General features: G+C 68.8%; 16 protein-coding genes. 9 read left to right on the top strand and 7 right to left on the bottom strand.

What is annotated here, in order from left to right; translation table 11 throughout:
* Positions 1 to 125 precede the first annotated feature (125 nt).
* Positions 126 to 1,427 (top strand): RsbRD N-terminal domain-containing protein, encoded by a 1,302-nt coding sequence (locus MTAB308_RS09905; protein ID WP_245831360.1) that lies wholly within the window; start codon positions 126 to 128, stop codon positions 1,425 to 1,427.
* A gap of 13 nt (positions 1,428 to 1,440) precedes the next feature.
* On the opposite strand, the gene MTAB308_RS09900 is transcribed toward MTAB308_RS09905, so the two are convergent.
* The gene (locus MTAB308_RS09900; RefSeq protein WP_077099288.1) at positions 1,441 to 1,632 is read right to left on the bottom strand and encodes a hypothetical protein; all 192 of its coding nucleotides are present in this window, start codon (positions 1,630 to 1,632) and stop codon (positions 1,441 to 1,443) included.
* 255 nt (positions 1,633 to 1,887) lie between these two features.
* Between MTAB308_RS09900 and MTAB308_RS09895 the strand changes: the two genes are divergently transcribed.
* The gene (locus MTAB308_RS09895; protein WP_077099287.1) at positions 1,888 to 2,487 is read left to right on the top strand and encodes an HdeD family acid-resistance protein; all 600 of its coding nucleotides are present in this window, start codon (positions 1,888 to 1,890) and stop codon (positions 2,485 to 2,487) included.
* Here the strand turns inward: MTAB308_RS09895 and MTAB308_RS09890 are convergent.
* A complete protein-coding gene (locus MTAB308_RS09890) occupies positions 2,484 to 3,698 on the bottom strand; it encodes a PucR family transcriptional regulator (protein ID WP_083746492.1) in 1,215 nt (404 codons plus the stop codon). The two genes, MTAB308_RS09895 and MTAB308_RS09890, sit on opposite strands and share 4 nt — an antisense overlap.
* 144 nt (positions 3,699 to 3,842) lie before the next feature.
* Here MTAB308_RS09890 and MTAB308_RS09885 point away from each other — a divergent pair, with 144 nt between their 5' ends.
* Genes MTAB308_RS09885 through MTAB308_RS09875 form a run of 3 tightly spaced genes read left to right on the top strand, consistent with a single transcriptional unit; the run spans position 3,843 to position 7,903 of the window.
* Complete coding sequence (locus MTAB308_RS09885; protein WP_077099286.1) at positions 3,843 to 5,354, top strand: long-chain-fatty-acid--CoA ligase; 1,512 nt, start codon at positions 3,843 to 3,845, stop codon at positions 5,352 to 5,354.
* A 2-nt stretch (positions 5,355 to 5,356) separates the two neighbouring features.
* A complete protein-coding gene (locus tag MTAB308_RS09880) occupies positions 5,357 to 7,048 on the top strand; it encodes a PHA/PHB synthase family protein (protein ID WP_077099285.1) in 1,692 nt (563 codons plus the stop codon).
* 33 nt (positions 7,049 to 7,081) lie between these two features.
* Positions 7,082 to 7,903, top strand: a complete 822-nt coding sequence (locus MTAB308_RS09875; protein WP_245831358.1) for an alpha/beta fold hydrolase — start codon at positions 7,082 to 7,084, stop codon at positions 7,901 to 7,903.
* A gap of 6 nt (positions 7,904 to 7,909) precedes the next feature.
* On the opposite strand, the gene MTAB308_RS09870 is transcribed toward MTAB308_RS09875, so the two are convergent.
* On the bottom strand, positions 7,910 to 8,395 hold the full coding sequence (locus MTAB308_RS09870; protein WP_077100099.1) for a YbaK/EbsC family protein: 486 nt from the start codon (positions 8,393 to 8,395) through the stop codon (positions 7,910 to 7,912).
* A 56-nt stretch (positions 8,396 to 8,451) separates the two neighbouring features.
* The gene (locus MTAB308_RS09865; protein WP_077099284.1) at positions 8,452 to 9,300 is read right to left on the bottom strand and encodes an SDR family oxidoreductase; all 849 of its coding nucleotides are present in this window, start codon (positions 9,298 to 9,300) and stop codon (positions 8,452 to 8,454) included.
* Positions 9,301 to 9,553: 253 nt separating this feature from the next.
* Between MTAB308_RS09865 and MTAB308_RS09860 the strand changes: the two genes are divergently transcribed.
* Positions 9,554 to 10,204 carry a sigma-70 family RNA polymerase sigma factor gene (locus tag MTAB308_RS09860; protein ID WP_173842147.1) on the top strand — a complete coding sequence of 217 codons (651 nt, stop codon included), beginning with the start codon at positions 9,554 to 9,556 and terminating at the stop codon, positions 10,202 to 10,204.
* Positions 10,201 to 10,506 (top strand): mycothiol system anti-sigma-R factor, encoded by a 306-nt coding sequence (gene rsrA / locus MTAB308_RS09855; RefSeq protein ID WP_077099282.1) that lies wholly within the window; start codon positions 10,201 to 10,203, stop codon positions 10,504 to 10,506. The genes MTAB308_RS09860 and rsrA overlap by 4 nt, the downstream gene beginning before the upstream one ends.
* A gap of 32 nt (positions 10,507 to 10,538) precedes the next feature.
* Here the strand turns inward: rsrA and MTAB308_RS30580 are convergent, their stop codons facing one another.
* A complete protein-coding gene (locus MTAB308_RS30580; protein WP_003416889.1) occupies positions 10,539 to 10,613 on the bottom strand; it encodes a 50S ribosomal protein bL37 in 75 nt (24 codons plus the stop codon).
* Positions 10,614 to 10,812: 199 nt separating this feature from the next.
* Between MTAB308_RS30580 and MTAB308_RS09845 the strand changes: the two genes are divergently transcribed.
* Positions 10,813 to 11,028, top strand: a complete 216-nt coding sequence (locus tag MTAB308_RS09845; RefSeq protein WP_066908359.1) for a biotin/lipoyl-binding carrier protein — start codon at positions 10,813 to 10,815, stop codon at positions 11,026 to 11,028.
* Between the two features lie 7 nt (positions 11,029 to 11,035).
* Complete coding sequence (locus tag MTAB308_RS09840) at positions 11,036 to 12,538, top strand: sensor histidine kinase (RefSeq protein ID WP_077099281.1); 1,503 nt, start codon at positions 11,036 to 11,038, stop codon at positions 12,536 to 12,538.
* Between the two features lie 63 nt (positions 12,539 to 12,601).
* On the opposite strand, the gene whiB1 is transcribed toward MTAB308_RS09840, so the two are convergent.
* Complete coding sequence (gene whiB1 / locus MTAB308_RS09835; protein WP_066962223.1) at positions 12,602 to 12,856, bottom strand: transcriptional regulator WhiB1; 255 nt, start codon at positions 12,854 to 12,856, stop codon at positions 12,602 to 12,604.
* A gap of 267 nt (positions 12,857 to 13,123) precedes the next feature.
* Entirely contained in the window at positions 13,124 to 14,089 is a 966-nt protein-coding gene (locus MTAB308_RS09830) for a diacylglycerol/lipid kinase family protein (RefSeq protein ID WP_077099280.1), read from the bottom strand.
* Positions 14,090 to 14,160 lie beyond the last annotated feature (71 nt).

Genomic DNA, 14,160 nt, shown 5'->3' with positions numbered 1-14,160 from the left:
GGGCGTCGGGAGTAAGCGTGGCGACAACGCTAGGTCCGGTGTGCGGCGCGACACAGTCGCGGAGCGACAAAGCCGCGAGCCGGAGTTATCGCCAGGAGACAACGTCGGCGTCTAACGTCATTGGGGTGAAGAAATCGCAGCTCGACGCCCTGGACGCCGGGGCCGGGGTGCGGGGATGCGTCGCCGAGGTCGCCGGGCGACTGCACGCCAGGCTGGCCGACGTGACGTCGGAGATTCATCGCGCCCTCGAGGCGCAGATCCCGGATCTTCCCCGGGAGGCGCGGATCATGGAGCTGCTTGGTGCCAGCGTCGAGGGAAACGTCGACACCATGCTGCACGCCCTGCGCTACGACATCGCCGTCGAGCGCGTCGAGGCGCCCACCGCGGCGCTGGAATACGCCCGTCGTCTCGCGCAGCACGGGGTGCCGGTCAACGCGCTGGTGCGTGCCTACCGGCTCGGTCAGCGCCGGATGAACGAGCTGATCTTTGCCGAACTGCGCGGCGTCGAAATCCCGGACGGGATGCGGGTATCGGTGATCGAGGCGATGAGCGCCGCGATGTTCGGCTACATCGACTGGATGTCGCAGCAGGTCGTCGCGGTCTATGAGGACGAACGCGAACGCTGGCTGGAGAACCAGAACAGCCTGCGGGCGCTGCGGGTGCGCGAGGTTTTGGCCGCCGGCAAGGCGATTGACGCCGATGCGGCCACCACGGCGATCCGCTATCCGCTGCGGTGGCACCACCTGGGGCTGGTGACGTGGTACCCGGAGCAGGGCGGCGCGGGGGACGAACTCGGCCGGCTGCAACGGTTTCTGCGCGACCTGGCCGACGCGGTCGGCGCCGATGCCGCGCCCCTTTTCGTGCCCGCCGACCAGAGCTGCGCGTGGGGATGGCTGCCCTTCCGGGCCGCCGTCGCCGACGCCGCGGACGTCGTCGACAAGGCCCGGCGCTTCGCGCTCACCCGCCCGGATGCGCCGGACCTGGCGATCGGGACGTTGCACGCCGGCGCCGACGGCTTTCGCCGGTCGCACCGGGAGGCGCTCGAGGCCCGCGGCGTCGCGATCGTCGCCGGGCGCCCGGATGCTGCGGCTCCGACGGTGATCGCCGCCGGCGACCCCGGGCTGTCCATCGTCGCGCGCCTGGGCGGCGACGTGGCCGCGACCCGGGACTGGGTGATCACCGTGCTTGGCGACCTCGCGAGCGAGAACGACGCGCGGCTACGGAAGACGTTGCGGGTCTTCTTGGGCTGCGGTTCGAGCTACAAGGTGGCCGCCGAGGAACTCAACATGCACGCGAACTCGGTCAAGTACCGGGTGGGCCGCGCCGTCGCCCGCCGTGGCCGGGAGATCGGCGCCGACCGTCTCGACGTCGAGGTGGCGTTGCTGGCCTGTCATTGGTACGGCAGCGCGGTGCTGCCGCCGAAATGAGCGGGTGCGCGCGTCAGCAGACAGCCGGGACGGCACGCCGGGACGCCACGGCCCGCGGCGGGCTCACCCGCACGGCCGCCCTGAGCGGCCGGTGGGCCGGGTGCCGCTCGCGAACGAAGTGGGCCGCATGGACGGTCGCCGGGATCAGGACCGGCATGAAAACGGCCGTGACGTAGGTCATGATCACCACCAAGGAATCAAACATTTCCGGCCTGCCCTTCCCCGCTGAGCGGAATATCGGTTGTGCCGGTTGCGAATTGGATCCGGCGACGATCGATTCATCGATGCGTCGCAGAACCTAGCGGGGCCGCCCGGGCGCGGCGATGGCGCGGAACGACGAACCTGCCGAGAGTCGTTGTCTTCGGACGACAAAAGTGTTTAGCCGATGACCCATTGCGCGATACCGAATTGTGTCGCCAAAGTCATTTTCTTTGCGATTGCAATGGCGAATCATATTGTCATGACAAATACCGATCAGACCGTGTTTGAAGGTCCACTACGGCAGCTTGCTCGCAGCGCGTGGCAGCTGCTTCTGCTCATCGGTGTCGCCGCGGTGGCGCTGGGCGTCATCGTGCTGCTCTGGCCGGGCAAGACACTGTTCGTGGCGGGTGTCCTGTTCGGCATCTACCTGGTGGTCACCGGAATCGGATACGTGTTTGCCGCCTTCGGCACGCACGCCGGCGCCGCAATGCGGGTGCTGACGTTCATCACCGGCATTGTTTCGCTGGTCCTCGGGTTCTTCTGCTTCCGCGAAGAATTCGAGGCGGTCACGCTGTTGGCCATCTGGATCGGCATCAGCTGGCTGTTCCGCGGGATGACGCTGTTCGCCGCCGCGTTGTCCTTGGACCACCTGCCCGGCCGCGGCTGGCAGGCGCTGTCCGGCTTGATCATCGTGATCGGCGGCGCCGTGCTGATTGTCTCGCCGCTGCGCTCGATCGCGATCCTGACCCTGGTGGCCGGCTGGTGGCTGATCGTCATCGGTGTCATGGACATCATCTCGGCCTTCCAGGTCCGCGGCCGCGCGAAGCGCGTAGCGCAGGCCGTCGGGGCCGCCGGCTAGGGCAGCCGCCGCTCCACCTCGAACGCCAGGCACAGCTCGGCGAGATCTCTTGGCCGCGAGAGGGATCGAGCGGTCAGCTCCTCAATGCGGCGCAGCCGGTGCCGCACCGTGTTGGGATGGCAGAAGATCTCCGCCGCGGTGCCGTTGGCCGAGCCGCCCGCCTCCACCCACGCCCGGAACGTGTCCAGCAGGGTGGTGCGCTCCTCGGCGGGCAGTTCGTCGAGGCGCGAGAGCACCTGCGACCTGATCTTCGCCATCGCCTCCGGCGCGCTGACCGCCGCGACGGCGAGCGGGGTGTCGTCGAAAAGGGAAACCAGCGAGTCGCCGGTGGGCTTGCCGGTGACCGCGACCCTGGCCAATCGCAATCCGTCGCTGGTTGCGGCCAGATCGCGAAACGTCGGGCTGATGCCGACCCGCGCCGTCGCGGCGTGGCGGAGCACCTCGACCAGGGCGTCGATCATCTCCGGCCCGCGCAGGTGAACGATGCCCACCTGCAGGTCGGGCAGCAGCCGCCACGCGGACCGAATGTCCCGCGCGGACAGCTTGTTTTCGATCGCCGGCAGGCCCAGCCGCCCGATCGCCGGCAGCTCGGCCGCCACCACGGCGTAGGGCCCCGATGTCGGTAGTCGCAGCAGATCCGCTGCCTCCCAGAGGCTTTGCTTGTCGGTGATCCGGTGCGCCAGCAGCGCCTCGACCAACGCCGACCGCTCTTCCTCGCGCTCGATGATCTGCGCCGTCAGCTGCTGGCGGTAGGCACTGGCCATCGCCTGGGTAAAGGTCTCCTGGGCGAAGAAGATTCGCGCGGTGGCGTCCAGGATGGCGTCGGTGGGAATGCCCGCGGCACGGGCGACCGCGATGGTCTCCTCCCACATGAACCGAAAGCCGATGCGGTAGGCGGTCATCACCGCCGGCAGCGGCACCCCGGCCACCGCACGCTGGGTGCCGGTGCGTTCGGCGGGCGAGACGTCGACTTCCGCGCCGCCGGTGAGCGAGTCGAAGATGAACGTCACGTTGGCCGCGCAGCTTTCGGCGACCTGATCCTTGGTGACGACGGTGCCGTCGCGGTACGCGTCGATGTCGCGGCAGAGCAGGTCCGCCATCGTTCGTCCCAGTTGCGGGGCGCGGGACATCATCAGCTTGCTCAGCTCGACGACGTGCGCGTCCGCCGCCGCACCATGCCGGACGCCGCGATTCGTCGAGGCCACGCCCATACCGCAAACCTTATGCCCCGCCGCCGCCGAATGTGACCGCTCACACCGAACGGGGCGCGCCGTTGTTTCGGCGGACATTGTGGCCGCGGGTAGCCGGGATCACGCTTGGAGTACGTAGCACAAGCACGTCCCGGAGGCACCCGCATGACCGCTCTGAGCGCCGATCTCGCCGCGGCGAGGAATCGTCACCCCGAACGCGTGGCGCTGCGCTGTGACGACCTGCGGCTCACCTACGCCGAGTTCGACGCCGCGGCGGGCCGGGTCGCGACGCTGCTGGAGCGGGCGGGCATCGAGCCGGGCGACCGGGTGGGCGTAATGCTGCCCAACACGCCCGCGTTCGCCATCGTCTTCTACGGCATCGTCTATCGCGGCGCCGTCGCGGTCCCGATGAACCCGCTGCTGAAGGGCCGGGAGGTCGCCTACTACCTGTCCAACAGCGGCGCCAAGGCCCTGTTTGCGACGCCGGCCTTCGCGCAGGAGGCCACCGCCGGGGCGGCGGAAACCGGGGCGCAATGCTGGCTCGTCGACGACGCCGCGCTGGCCGACCTGATCGCCGGCCTGCCCGCCCACGGCCAGCCGGTACCGTGCGACGACGAAGACGTCGCGGTCATCCTGCATACCTCCGGAACCACCGGCAAGCCCAAGGGTGCCATGCTCACCCACGGCAGCCTCCGGCGCAACGCCGAGGTCAGCGTCCGCACCCTGATCGAGACCGGGCCCGACGACGTGGTGATGGGCTGCCTGCCGCTGTTTCACGTCTTCGGCCTGACCTGTGGCCTCAACGCTTCCGTCCTCGCCGGTGCGACGCTGACGCTGATCCCGCGGTTCGACCCGCGCAAGGCGCTCGAGGTGATCGAGCGCGACGCCGTCACGGTCTTCCAGGGGGTGCCGACGATGTATTCGGCGCTGCTGGGTGTGGCCCGCGATGCCGCGCCGCGGGCGGCGCGGAGCCTGCGGATCTGCGTGTCCGGCGGCGCGGCCCTGCCGGTCCAGGTGCTCACCGACTTCGAAAAGGCTTTCGGCTGCGCGGTTCTCGAGGGGTATGGGCTCTCCGAAAGCTCTCCGGTGGCGGCGTTCAATCACCCGAACCGGCCGCGCAAGGCCGGCTCGATCGGCACCCCGATCGAGGGTGTGCAGATGCGGGTGGTCGACCTCGACGGCGTCGAGGTGCCGCAGGGGCAGGCGGGCGAGCTCCAGATCCGCGGTCACAACGTGATGAAGGGCTACTGGAACCTGCCGGACGCCACCGCGGCCACCATCACGCCCGAGGGCTGGCTGAACACCGGTGACATCGGTCGCGTCGACTCCGACGGCTACTTCTACATCGTCGACCGGACCAAGGACCTGATCATCCGCGGCGGGTACAACGTCTATCCCCGGGAAATCGAGGAGGTGCTCTACGAGCATCCGGCGGTGGCCGAAGCCGCCGTCGTCGGCGTCCCGCACGACTCGCTCGGCGAGGAGGTCGGCGCCGCCGTCGCCCTCAAGCCGGGCGCGGCCGCGACGCCCGGCGAGCTGGTCGAGTACGTCAAGGCGCGGGTGGCCGCCTACAAGTACCCGCGCCGGGTCTGGCTCGTCGACGCCCTGCCCAAGGGGCCCACCGGCAAGGTCCTCAAACGCGAAATCACCGTTCCGACAACCGAAAGCACGCGATAACCATGGTCACCCAAACCGCCAAAGCCGACGAGCTCGCCGCACCGTTGGACCTGCTGCTGAGCAGCGCCACCAAACCGTTTGCGGGCCGGATGATGCCGGACGCCACCTGGGCGCGCTTCGGCGCCAATATCGCCCAGCGCCCCGGCGTGGTGGCCGGCCGGGCCGCCGCCCTCACCCGCGAACTGGGCGCCATCGCGGCGGGCAATTCGCACCGCGCGCCGGCCCGCGCCGACAAGCGCTTCGGTGACACCGCCTGGCAGGACAATCCGCTGCTGCACCGGATCATGCAGGCGTATCTCGCGGCCAGCGAGGCCGCCGAAGGGCTGCTCGGCGACGCCGAGCTGGGTTGGCGCGACCGGCAGCGGATGCAATTCGTCCTCGACAACCTGGTCGAGGGTCTGGCGCCCAGCAATAACCCGCTGATCAGCCCGCTCGGGTGGAAGGCGATGATCGACACCGGCGGGCTGAGCGCCGTCCGGGGCCTGAAAGCCTTTGCCCGGGACATGCTTTCGAAGCCGCGGGTTCCCGCGATGGTGGAGCCTGACGCCTTCGTGGTGGGCGAGACGCTGGCCGTCACCAAGGGCGCGGTCGTGCTGCGGACCTCGGTGTTCGAGTTGATCCAATACGCCCCGCAGACACCGAAGGTGAACGCGATCCCGTTGCTGATGGTGCCGCCGGTGATCAACAAGTTCTACATCATGGACATCGCGCCGGGACGCAGCATCATCGAGTACTTCGTCCAGCAGGGCCAGCAGGTGTTCGCGATTTCGTGGCGCAATCCGCAGAAGCGGCACCGGGATTGGGGCTTCGACGCCTATGGCGGTGCGATCGTCGAGGCCATGGACGCCGTGCAGAAGATCGCCGGGACCGACAGCACCCACCTGTTCGCCACCTGCTCGGGCGGCATCCTGGCCGCGATGACGGCGGCGCACCTGGCCGCCATCGGCGAGGGCGACCGGGTTGCCGGCCTGAACCTGTCGGTCACCGTCCTGGACGAGACCCGGGCCGGGTTCGCGGCCGCCGTCATGAGCGACCGTGCGGCCCAGGCCGCGATCCGGGTTTCGGGCCGCAAGGGCTACCTGGACGGGCGCGACATGGCGGAGATGTTCGCGTGGCTGCGGCCCACCGACCTGGTCTGGCGGTACTGGGTGAACAACTACGTGCAGGGCCGAAAGCCGGCGGCGTTCGACGTGTTGTTCTGGAATGCCGACACCACCCGGATGACCGCCGCCTTGCACCGCGACATGATCTTGATGGCGCAGCGCAACGCCCTGGTCACCCCCGGCGCGCTCAGCATGCTGGGCAGCCCGGTCGACCTGGGGCAGGTCACCGCCGACGCGTACGTCGTCGGCGGCGTCGCCGACCACATCTCCCCGTGGCAGGCCACCTATCGCAGCGCCCGGCTGCTCGGTAGCAAGGACAACCGCTACGTGCTGTCCACCAGCGGTCACATCGCGGCCCTGGTCAATCCGCCGGGCAACCCGAAGGCTTCGTTCCGGACCGGCCCCGTCGACGCCGAGGATCCGCAACAGTGGCTGGACTCGTCGCAGCATTCGACCGACTCGTGGTGGCCGGACTACACGAATTGGCTCGCCGAGCGCAGCGGACCGCAGGTCCTTGCGCCCAAAGCGCTTGGCGGCGAAGGCCTTCCGCCCCTCGGCCCAGCACCCGGCGGTTATGTGATGGAGAAGTGAGTGAAGCGTAGCGCGCAACAGAGGCGCCTGCGGGTGGTACAGCCGAGCACGGTGGGGGAGCAGCGTTATCTGAGCGCGGGCGGGCAGCGAATCCGGGTCAACATCCGCCGGGGAGCGGGCGTGCCGCTGGTGCTGTGCAACGGCATCGGGGCCAGTCTGGAGGTGCTCGATCCGCTGGTCGAGCAGCTGCGGACCACGGTGGTCAGGTTCGACGTGCCGGGTACCGGGGGATCGCCGACGTCCCCGCTGCCGTACGGGTTTCCCTACCTGGCCTGGGTTTTGGGCAGGGTGCTGTCCAAGCTGGACATCGGCGTGGTGGACATCCTGGGGCTGTCCTGGGGCGGCGCGCTGGCCCAACAGTTCGCTTTCCAGAATCCGCGCCGCTGCCGGCGCATGGTGCTGGTGGCGACCGGTACCGGCGTTCTCATGGTGCCCGCCCGCCCGTCGGTGTTAGCGAAAATGATCACCCCGCACCGGTTTTCGGATCCCGACTACGCGGCGGCCATCGCCGGCGATCTCTACGGCGGCACCGTGCGCGCCCACGGTGAAGACGTGGCGCGGCTGTTCGTGCGGCAGTTGCACGCCGGATCGAAGGTGGGGTACCTGCACCAACTGCTCGCGGGCTCGGTGTGGACCAGCCTGTTCGCGCTGCCCGCGGTGCGGCAGGAGACGTTGATCGTCGCGGGCACCGATGACCCGATCATCCCGGTGGTCAATGCCCGCATCCTGCACGCGCTGCTGCCCCACTCGGCGCTGCACCTGCATTCGGGCGGGCACATCGACATCGTGCACAATGCGACCGAGCTGGCGCCCGTCATCGAGGACTTCTTGCGGCAGCCGGTCGAACGCGCCTAGGAACCGCTAGGCCCAGATGTCCGCGGTGACCGCGCCCGTCAGCCGGACCAGATCCCGGGGTGCCACCGCGACGTCCCAGCCGCGCCGACCCGCGCTGCAGTGGATCCGCTCCCAGGCGAGCGCGCCGGCGTCGACGACCGTCGGCAGCGACCGGCGCTGCCCGAACGGCGAAATGGCGCCGACGACGTACCCGGTGGCCCGCTCGGCGGCCGCCGGTTGGGCCATGGTTGCCTTGGCGACCCCGAGCGCGGCGGCGGCCGCCTTCAGCGACAGCCGGGCCGGCGCCGGCAGCACGGCGACCGCCAGGCCGTCGGGCACCGCGATGACCAGGGTCTTGTAGATCTGGTCCGGCGCCACGCCGGCCCCGCTCAGCGCGTGCACCGCCTCGAGGCCGAACGACGGCCCCCGGGGATCGTGGGAGAACTTGACGACTTGGTGCGCCACGCCCGCCCGGACCAGCGCCGCGATGCCCGGTGTGGCCGCGCCGCCCACGCCCTTCCGATGGTCGTGACCCGCTGCGCCCGGCTCCGCCGCGCTTGCGATCACGATTACGGCCCGGTGTACCCCGGCGGGTTGACGCCGTCCACCCAGAAGTCGACGCCGAGCTTCGAACCCGGGATGCAGTCGTACCCGGACAGGTCGGTGACGCCGGACTCCACCAGCACGTCCTCGCACAGCAGCGTGTTGCCGGTGTACTCGCGGGCCGGCTTGTTGAGGATGACGTAGGCCGCGTCGGAGTAGACCTCGGGTTTGCGGGCCCGGCCCATGGCCTCGTCGCCGCCGAGCAGGTTCTGCACCGCGGCCGTCGCCACCAACGTGCGCGGCCACAACGTGTTCGACGCGATGCCCTCCTCGCGCATCTCCTCGGCAATTCCCAACGCGCACAACGTCATTCCGAACTTGGCCATCATGTAGGCGGTCGGCTTCAGCCACTCCTTGCCGAGCAGCACCGGCGGCGAGAGCGTCAGGATGTGCGGGTTCTCCCGGCCCTTCAAATGGGGGATGCAGGCCTGCGACACCGCGTACGTGCCGCGCACCTGGATGCCGTTCATCAGGTCGAACCGCTTCATCGGCACTTCTGTGATGGAGCCCAGGTTGATCGCCGACGCGTTGTTGACGCAGATGTCGATGCCGCCGAATTGCTCGACGGTTTTGGCCACCGCGGACTCGACCGAGTCCGGGTCACGGACGTCCCCGACGATCGGCAGGGCCTGCCCGCCGGCCTCCTCGAGTTCCTTCGCGGCGGTGAACACCGTGCCCGGCAGCTTCGGGTGCGGCTCGGCGGTCTTGGCGATCAGCGCGATGTTGGCGCCGTCCTGTGCGGCGCGTTTGGCGATCGCCAGCCCGATGCCGCGACTGGCGCCGGAGATGAACATGGTCTTGCCATTCAGGGACATGGCGTCACATTAACGTCACGGCCGAACCGGCCGGATTCGGCCCGGAAATAGCCGGCCGACGCACGCTGTTAAACAAGTCGGTTTCTGATGCAGATGCGGCGGCCACCGGCGGGCTAGGACAGACACTATCGGGGGCAGCCTTTAGATTGGGAGGAGCAGTCTGGTGCCAACGGCGACGTGCCTGCTTGAGCGTCCGGCGGCGCTTCCGGTGCCGCTTGGCGACACCGCTGCAGAAGGGACCGTGTTAACCAAGATGGCCGATACCGACGGCGCAAGGGATTCAGAAGCTCCCGAACCGGCACCACCGACCGAAACCGATGAGGAACTCACCGCGCGTTTCGAGCGCGACGCGATTCCCCTGCTCGACCAGCTGTACGGCGGCGCGCTGCGCATGACGCGCAACCCCGCCGACGCGGAGGACCTGCTGCAGGAGACGATGGTGAAGGCCTACGCGGGGTTCCGCTCGTTTCGGGCCGGCACCAACCTCAAGGCGTGGTTGTACCGGATCCTGACCAACACCTACATCAACAGCTACCGCAAGAGGCAGCGGCAACCGGCTGAATACCCGACCGAGGAGATCACCGACTGGCAGCTGGCGTCCAACGCCGAACACTCCTCGACGGGGTTGCGCTCGGCGGAGGTCGAGGCGCTCGAGTCGCTGCCCGACAACGAGATCAAAGAGGCGCTGCAGGCGTTGCCGGAGGATTTCCGGATGGCCGTCTACTATGCCGACGTCGAGGGATTTCCGTACAAGGAGATCGCCGAGATCATGGACACGCCGATCGGGACGGTAATGTCACGGCTGCACCGCGGCAGACGTCAGCTGCGGGGCCTCCTGGCCGACGTGGCCAAGGAGCGCGGTTTCAACCGCGGCCAGCAGGCGCACGAGGAGGTGTCGTCATGAGCGAGTCCGCCGGTCGTCCCAGCGACCCGCGCGCCGACGACAGCCACTCCCACGGCATCGGCTGTGCCGAGGTGATCGCCGAGGTATGGACCCTGCTCGACGGTGAGTGCACCCCGGAGGCCAAGGAGCGGCTGCGCCAGCATCTCGAGGCGTGCCCCGGCTGCTTCCAGCACTACGGGATCGAGGAGCGGCTCAAGGCCCTCATCGCGACGAAATGCACCGGCGAGAAGGCCCCGGAGGGCCTCAAGGAACGCCTCCGGCTGGAGATCCGCCGGACCACGATCATCCGCGGGGGCGAGTAGCGCCTAGCCCGGAGTTGGGCCGGGAATTTCGACTAGGAATTGGGCCGCTTACCGTGGTTGGCCTTGCTGTACTTGCGGTCGCGCTTCTTCCGGCCACGCTTGGCCATCGTCATCCTCCGTGATTTCTTCGTCGCTGATGGGTTCGTCAAAAACGGGCGCTCGACGCCCGTTGGCTTGCCTCACAGTGTCTCACGGCCGGGCCCATGCGGCGTAACGCCCCGCGTCCCGCGGTCCCGACGGGTCCTGTGGTTCGATATACATGACCTTGATGCACCAGCAGCCAGCATGCGGACGAGTGGGGTGAAGATGGCGGAGGATGTTCGCGCCGAAATCGTGGCCAGCGTGCTCGAGGTTGTCGTCAACGAGGGTGACCAGATCGGCAAGGGCGACATCGTGGTGCTGCTGGAGTCGATGAAGATGGAGATCCCCGTCCTGGCCGAGGTCGACGGCACGGTCAGCAAGGTGAGTGTGGCGGTGGGCGACGTCATCCAGGCGGGGGACCTCATCGCCGTGATCAGCTAAGGATTGGATGTCCACTCTCGGTGACCTGCTTGCCGAGCACACGATGCTGCCGGGCAACGCGGTGGACCACCTGCACGCCGTGGTGGGGGAATGGCAGCTGCTGGCCGACCTGTCCTTCGCCGACTACCTGATGTGGGTTCGGCGCGACGACGGCGTGCTGGTGTGCGTGGCGCAGTGCCGCCCGAACACCGCGCCCACGGTTCTGCAGACCGATGCGGTGGGTACCGTCGTCGCCGCCGACCGGCTGCCGCTCGTCGACGAGACGTTCGAGCCCGGCACAGCCCCGCGGGAAAGCGATGCGGGCCAACAACATTCGTGGCAGCTGCCCGGCCTCCACGTCGAGTCGTCCCCGGTGCGCTATGGCGGACACGTGGTGGCGGTGGTGACGCGGCATCAGACCGCCGAAGCGGCCGACCGCACCCCCGGTCAGCTGGAGACCGCCTACCGCGACTGCGCCACCGACCTCGTGCACATGCTCGCCGAGGGCACCTTCCCCGACGTCGGGGACGTCGTCATGTCGCGCTCCACCCCGCGGGCGGGCGACGGCTTCATCCGCCTCGACGTCGACGGCGTCGTCGCCTACGCCAGCCCCAACGCGTTGTCGGCCTACCACCGGATGGGCCTCACGTCGGAGCTGGAGGGGCACCATCTGGTCGACGTGACGCGGCCGCTGATCTCCGACCCGTTCGAGGCGCAGGAAGTGGCCGAGCACGTGCGCGACCTGCTGGCCGGCGGGCGCAGCATGCGGATGGAGGTCGACGCCGGCGGCGCCACGGTGTTGCTGCGAACGCTGCCGCTGGTGGTCCACGGCGCCAGCGCCGGGGCCGCGGTGCTGATCCGCGACATCACCGAGGTCAAGCGCCGCGACCGGGCCCTGATCTCCAAGGACGCCACCATCCGCGAGATCCACCACCGGGTGAAAAACAACCTGCAAACGGTGGCGGCGCTGCTGCGCCTGCAGGCGCGGCGCACCGCCAACGCCGAGGGGCGGGAGGCGCTGATCGAGTCGGTGCGTCGCGTGTCGTCGATCGCGTTGGTGCACGACGCGCTGTCGATGTCGGTGGACGAGCAGGTGAACCTCGACGAGGTTATCGACCGCATCCTGCCGATCATGAACGACGTGGCGTCGGTGGACCGGCCGATCCGGATCAACCGGGTCGGCGACCTCGGCGTGCTGGACTCCGACCGGGCGACGGCCCTGATCATGGTGATCACCGAACTCGTCCAGAACGCGATCGAGCACGCCTTCGATCCGGCGGCCCAGGAGGGCTCGGTGACCATTCGCGCCGAGCGTTCGGCCCGCTGGCTCGACGTCGTCGTGCACGACGACGGGCGCGGACTGCCGGAGGGATTCAGCCTGGAGAACTCCGACAGCCTCGGCCTGCAGATCGTGCGGACCCTGGTGTCGGCGGAACTGGACGGCACGCTGGGGATGCGGCACGCCGCCGCGCGCGGCACCGACGTGGTGCTGCGCGTGCCGATCGGCCGACGGACCCGGTTGCTGTTGTAGCTACGTGCCTACGCAACAGTGCGGCCCCGACGATCGTCGGGGCCGCACTGTTAGCGATCTGGGTCAGACTCCGCTGCGGGCCTTCGTCCGGGCGTTGCGACGCTTGAGAGCGCGCCGCTCGTCTTCGCTCATGCCCCCCCAGACGCCCGAGTCCTGGCCGGTGTTCAGCGCCCAGGAAAGGCATTCCGTGGTCACCGAGCACCGATTGCAGACCAGTTTCGCGTCAGCGATCTGCGCGAGCGCCGGGCCGCTGTTCCCAACCGGGAAGAACAGCTCCGGGTCCTCGTCGCGACAGACCGCCTTGTGGCGCCAATCCATAAGTAGTTACTCCTCACTGAGTGCGCAGCAAGGCGCACGGCCATTTTTCTTCGCTGTTACGCGTGCACAAGAAAGGGTCCGCACCCCTACATAAATTTCTGCATGCAACCTTTCGATCGTTTCACAGGCTCAACAGATGTCAATAGCGTGAGTAGGCTCGTGGGCTATCTCACTTCAATGATTTCTTAGTCAGGCCCTAACACCGTTGTACTACACTTGCGGGCCGCTTCTCGCGAACGATTTTTTCGGCCGGTTCGTTTCCCCAGGTCAGCGGTGGTTTTTTCGGGGGGGCGCGACGACCGGCAGCGCATCGGGAACCGACCGGAACGTCATCGATTCGCGCAGGCCCAGATAATCGCCGTCGAACTGGCTGGCGACCGGGCGCCCGGTGGCGGTCACCCGGACGCATGGGGCGTCGTCGTCGCGGATGAGCTGTTGGGGGCTGCCCTTGGGCCCCTTGCCGAGGAGCTGGGCGACCAGTCTCAGCGTGGGCATCACCTTCATCTCGGTGAGCGCGAACACGCCGAGGCCCGACTCGAAGCTGCAATCGGGGTTGGTCACCAAGGGCCGGCTGTTGCTGTAGGTCCACGGGCTGGTGTTGGAGACCCAGGCGAAGTGCACGCCGGGGACGGGATCGCGGCCGGGCAGTTCGACCGTCAGGGTGGGTTCGCGGCGCCGGAAGGCCACCGTGACGGGTATCGCCACGCGCCAGTACCGCAACGCGTTGACCTTGATGCCCTTGTTGCGCTGGGCTTCCACCGCCGCGACCACCTCGGCGTCGACGCCCATCCCGGCGTTGATCACGGCCCAGCGCTCACCGCAGTCGATCAGGCTGATGCGGCGCCAGGTCGGGTGGCGTTGGTAGTCGTCGAGCAGCTGGATGAGCTGGTTGGTGGCGGCGACCGGGTCCGGTGAAATGCCCAGCGAGCGCGCCAGCACGTTCGCCGAGCCGCCGGGGACCACCGCGAGGGCGGGCACCGGCCGCGCCGGCGCCGCCCCGGGGCGGCCCAGCATCCCGTTCACCACCCCGCTGACCGTGCCGTCGCCGCCGTGCACCACGACCAGGTCGAGCCCTTCGTCGACCGCCCGCTGGGCGAGTTCGGCCCCGTGCCCGCGGTGGGTGGTGTGCTCGACGTTGAGCTGCAGGCGGCTCTTGAGGGCGTGGGCAAGCAGGTCGCGCCCGGCTGGAGTGGTGGAAGTGGCTGTTGGGTTCACGATCAGCACGGCGCGCATGATGCACGAGCTTAGGCGTTGCGACGACGCACGCCGCCGCGCGGCGTGCGGAGGAGCAGCGCGATCTGGAA

Origin of the sequence: Mycobacterium terramassiliense (assembly GCF_900157385.1) — a bacterium.
In the GTDB taxonomy this organism is placed as follows: domain Bacteria; phylum Actinomycetota; class Actinomycetes; order Mycobacteriales; family Mycobacteriaceae; genus Mycobacterium; species Mycobacterium terramassiliense.
Note: the sequence above shows the minus strand (reverse complement) of the source record. Positions and strands in the feature narration are given on the sequence as shown.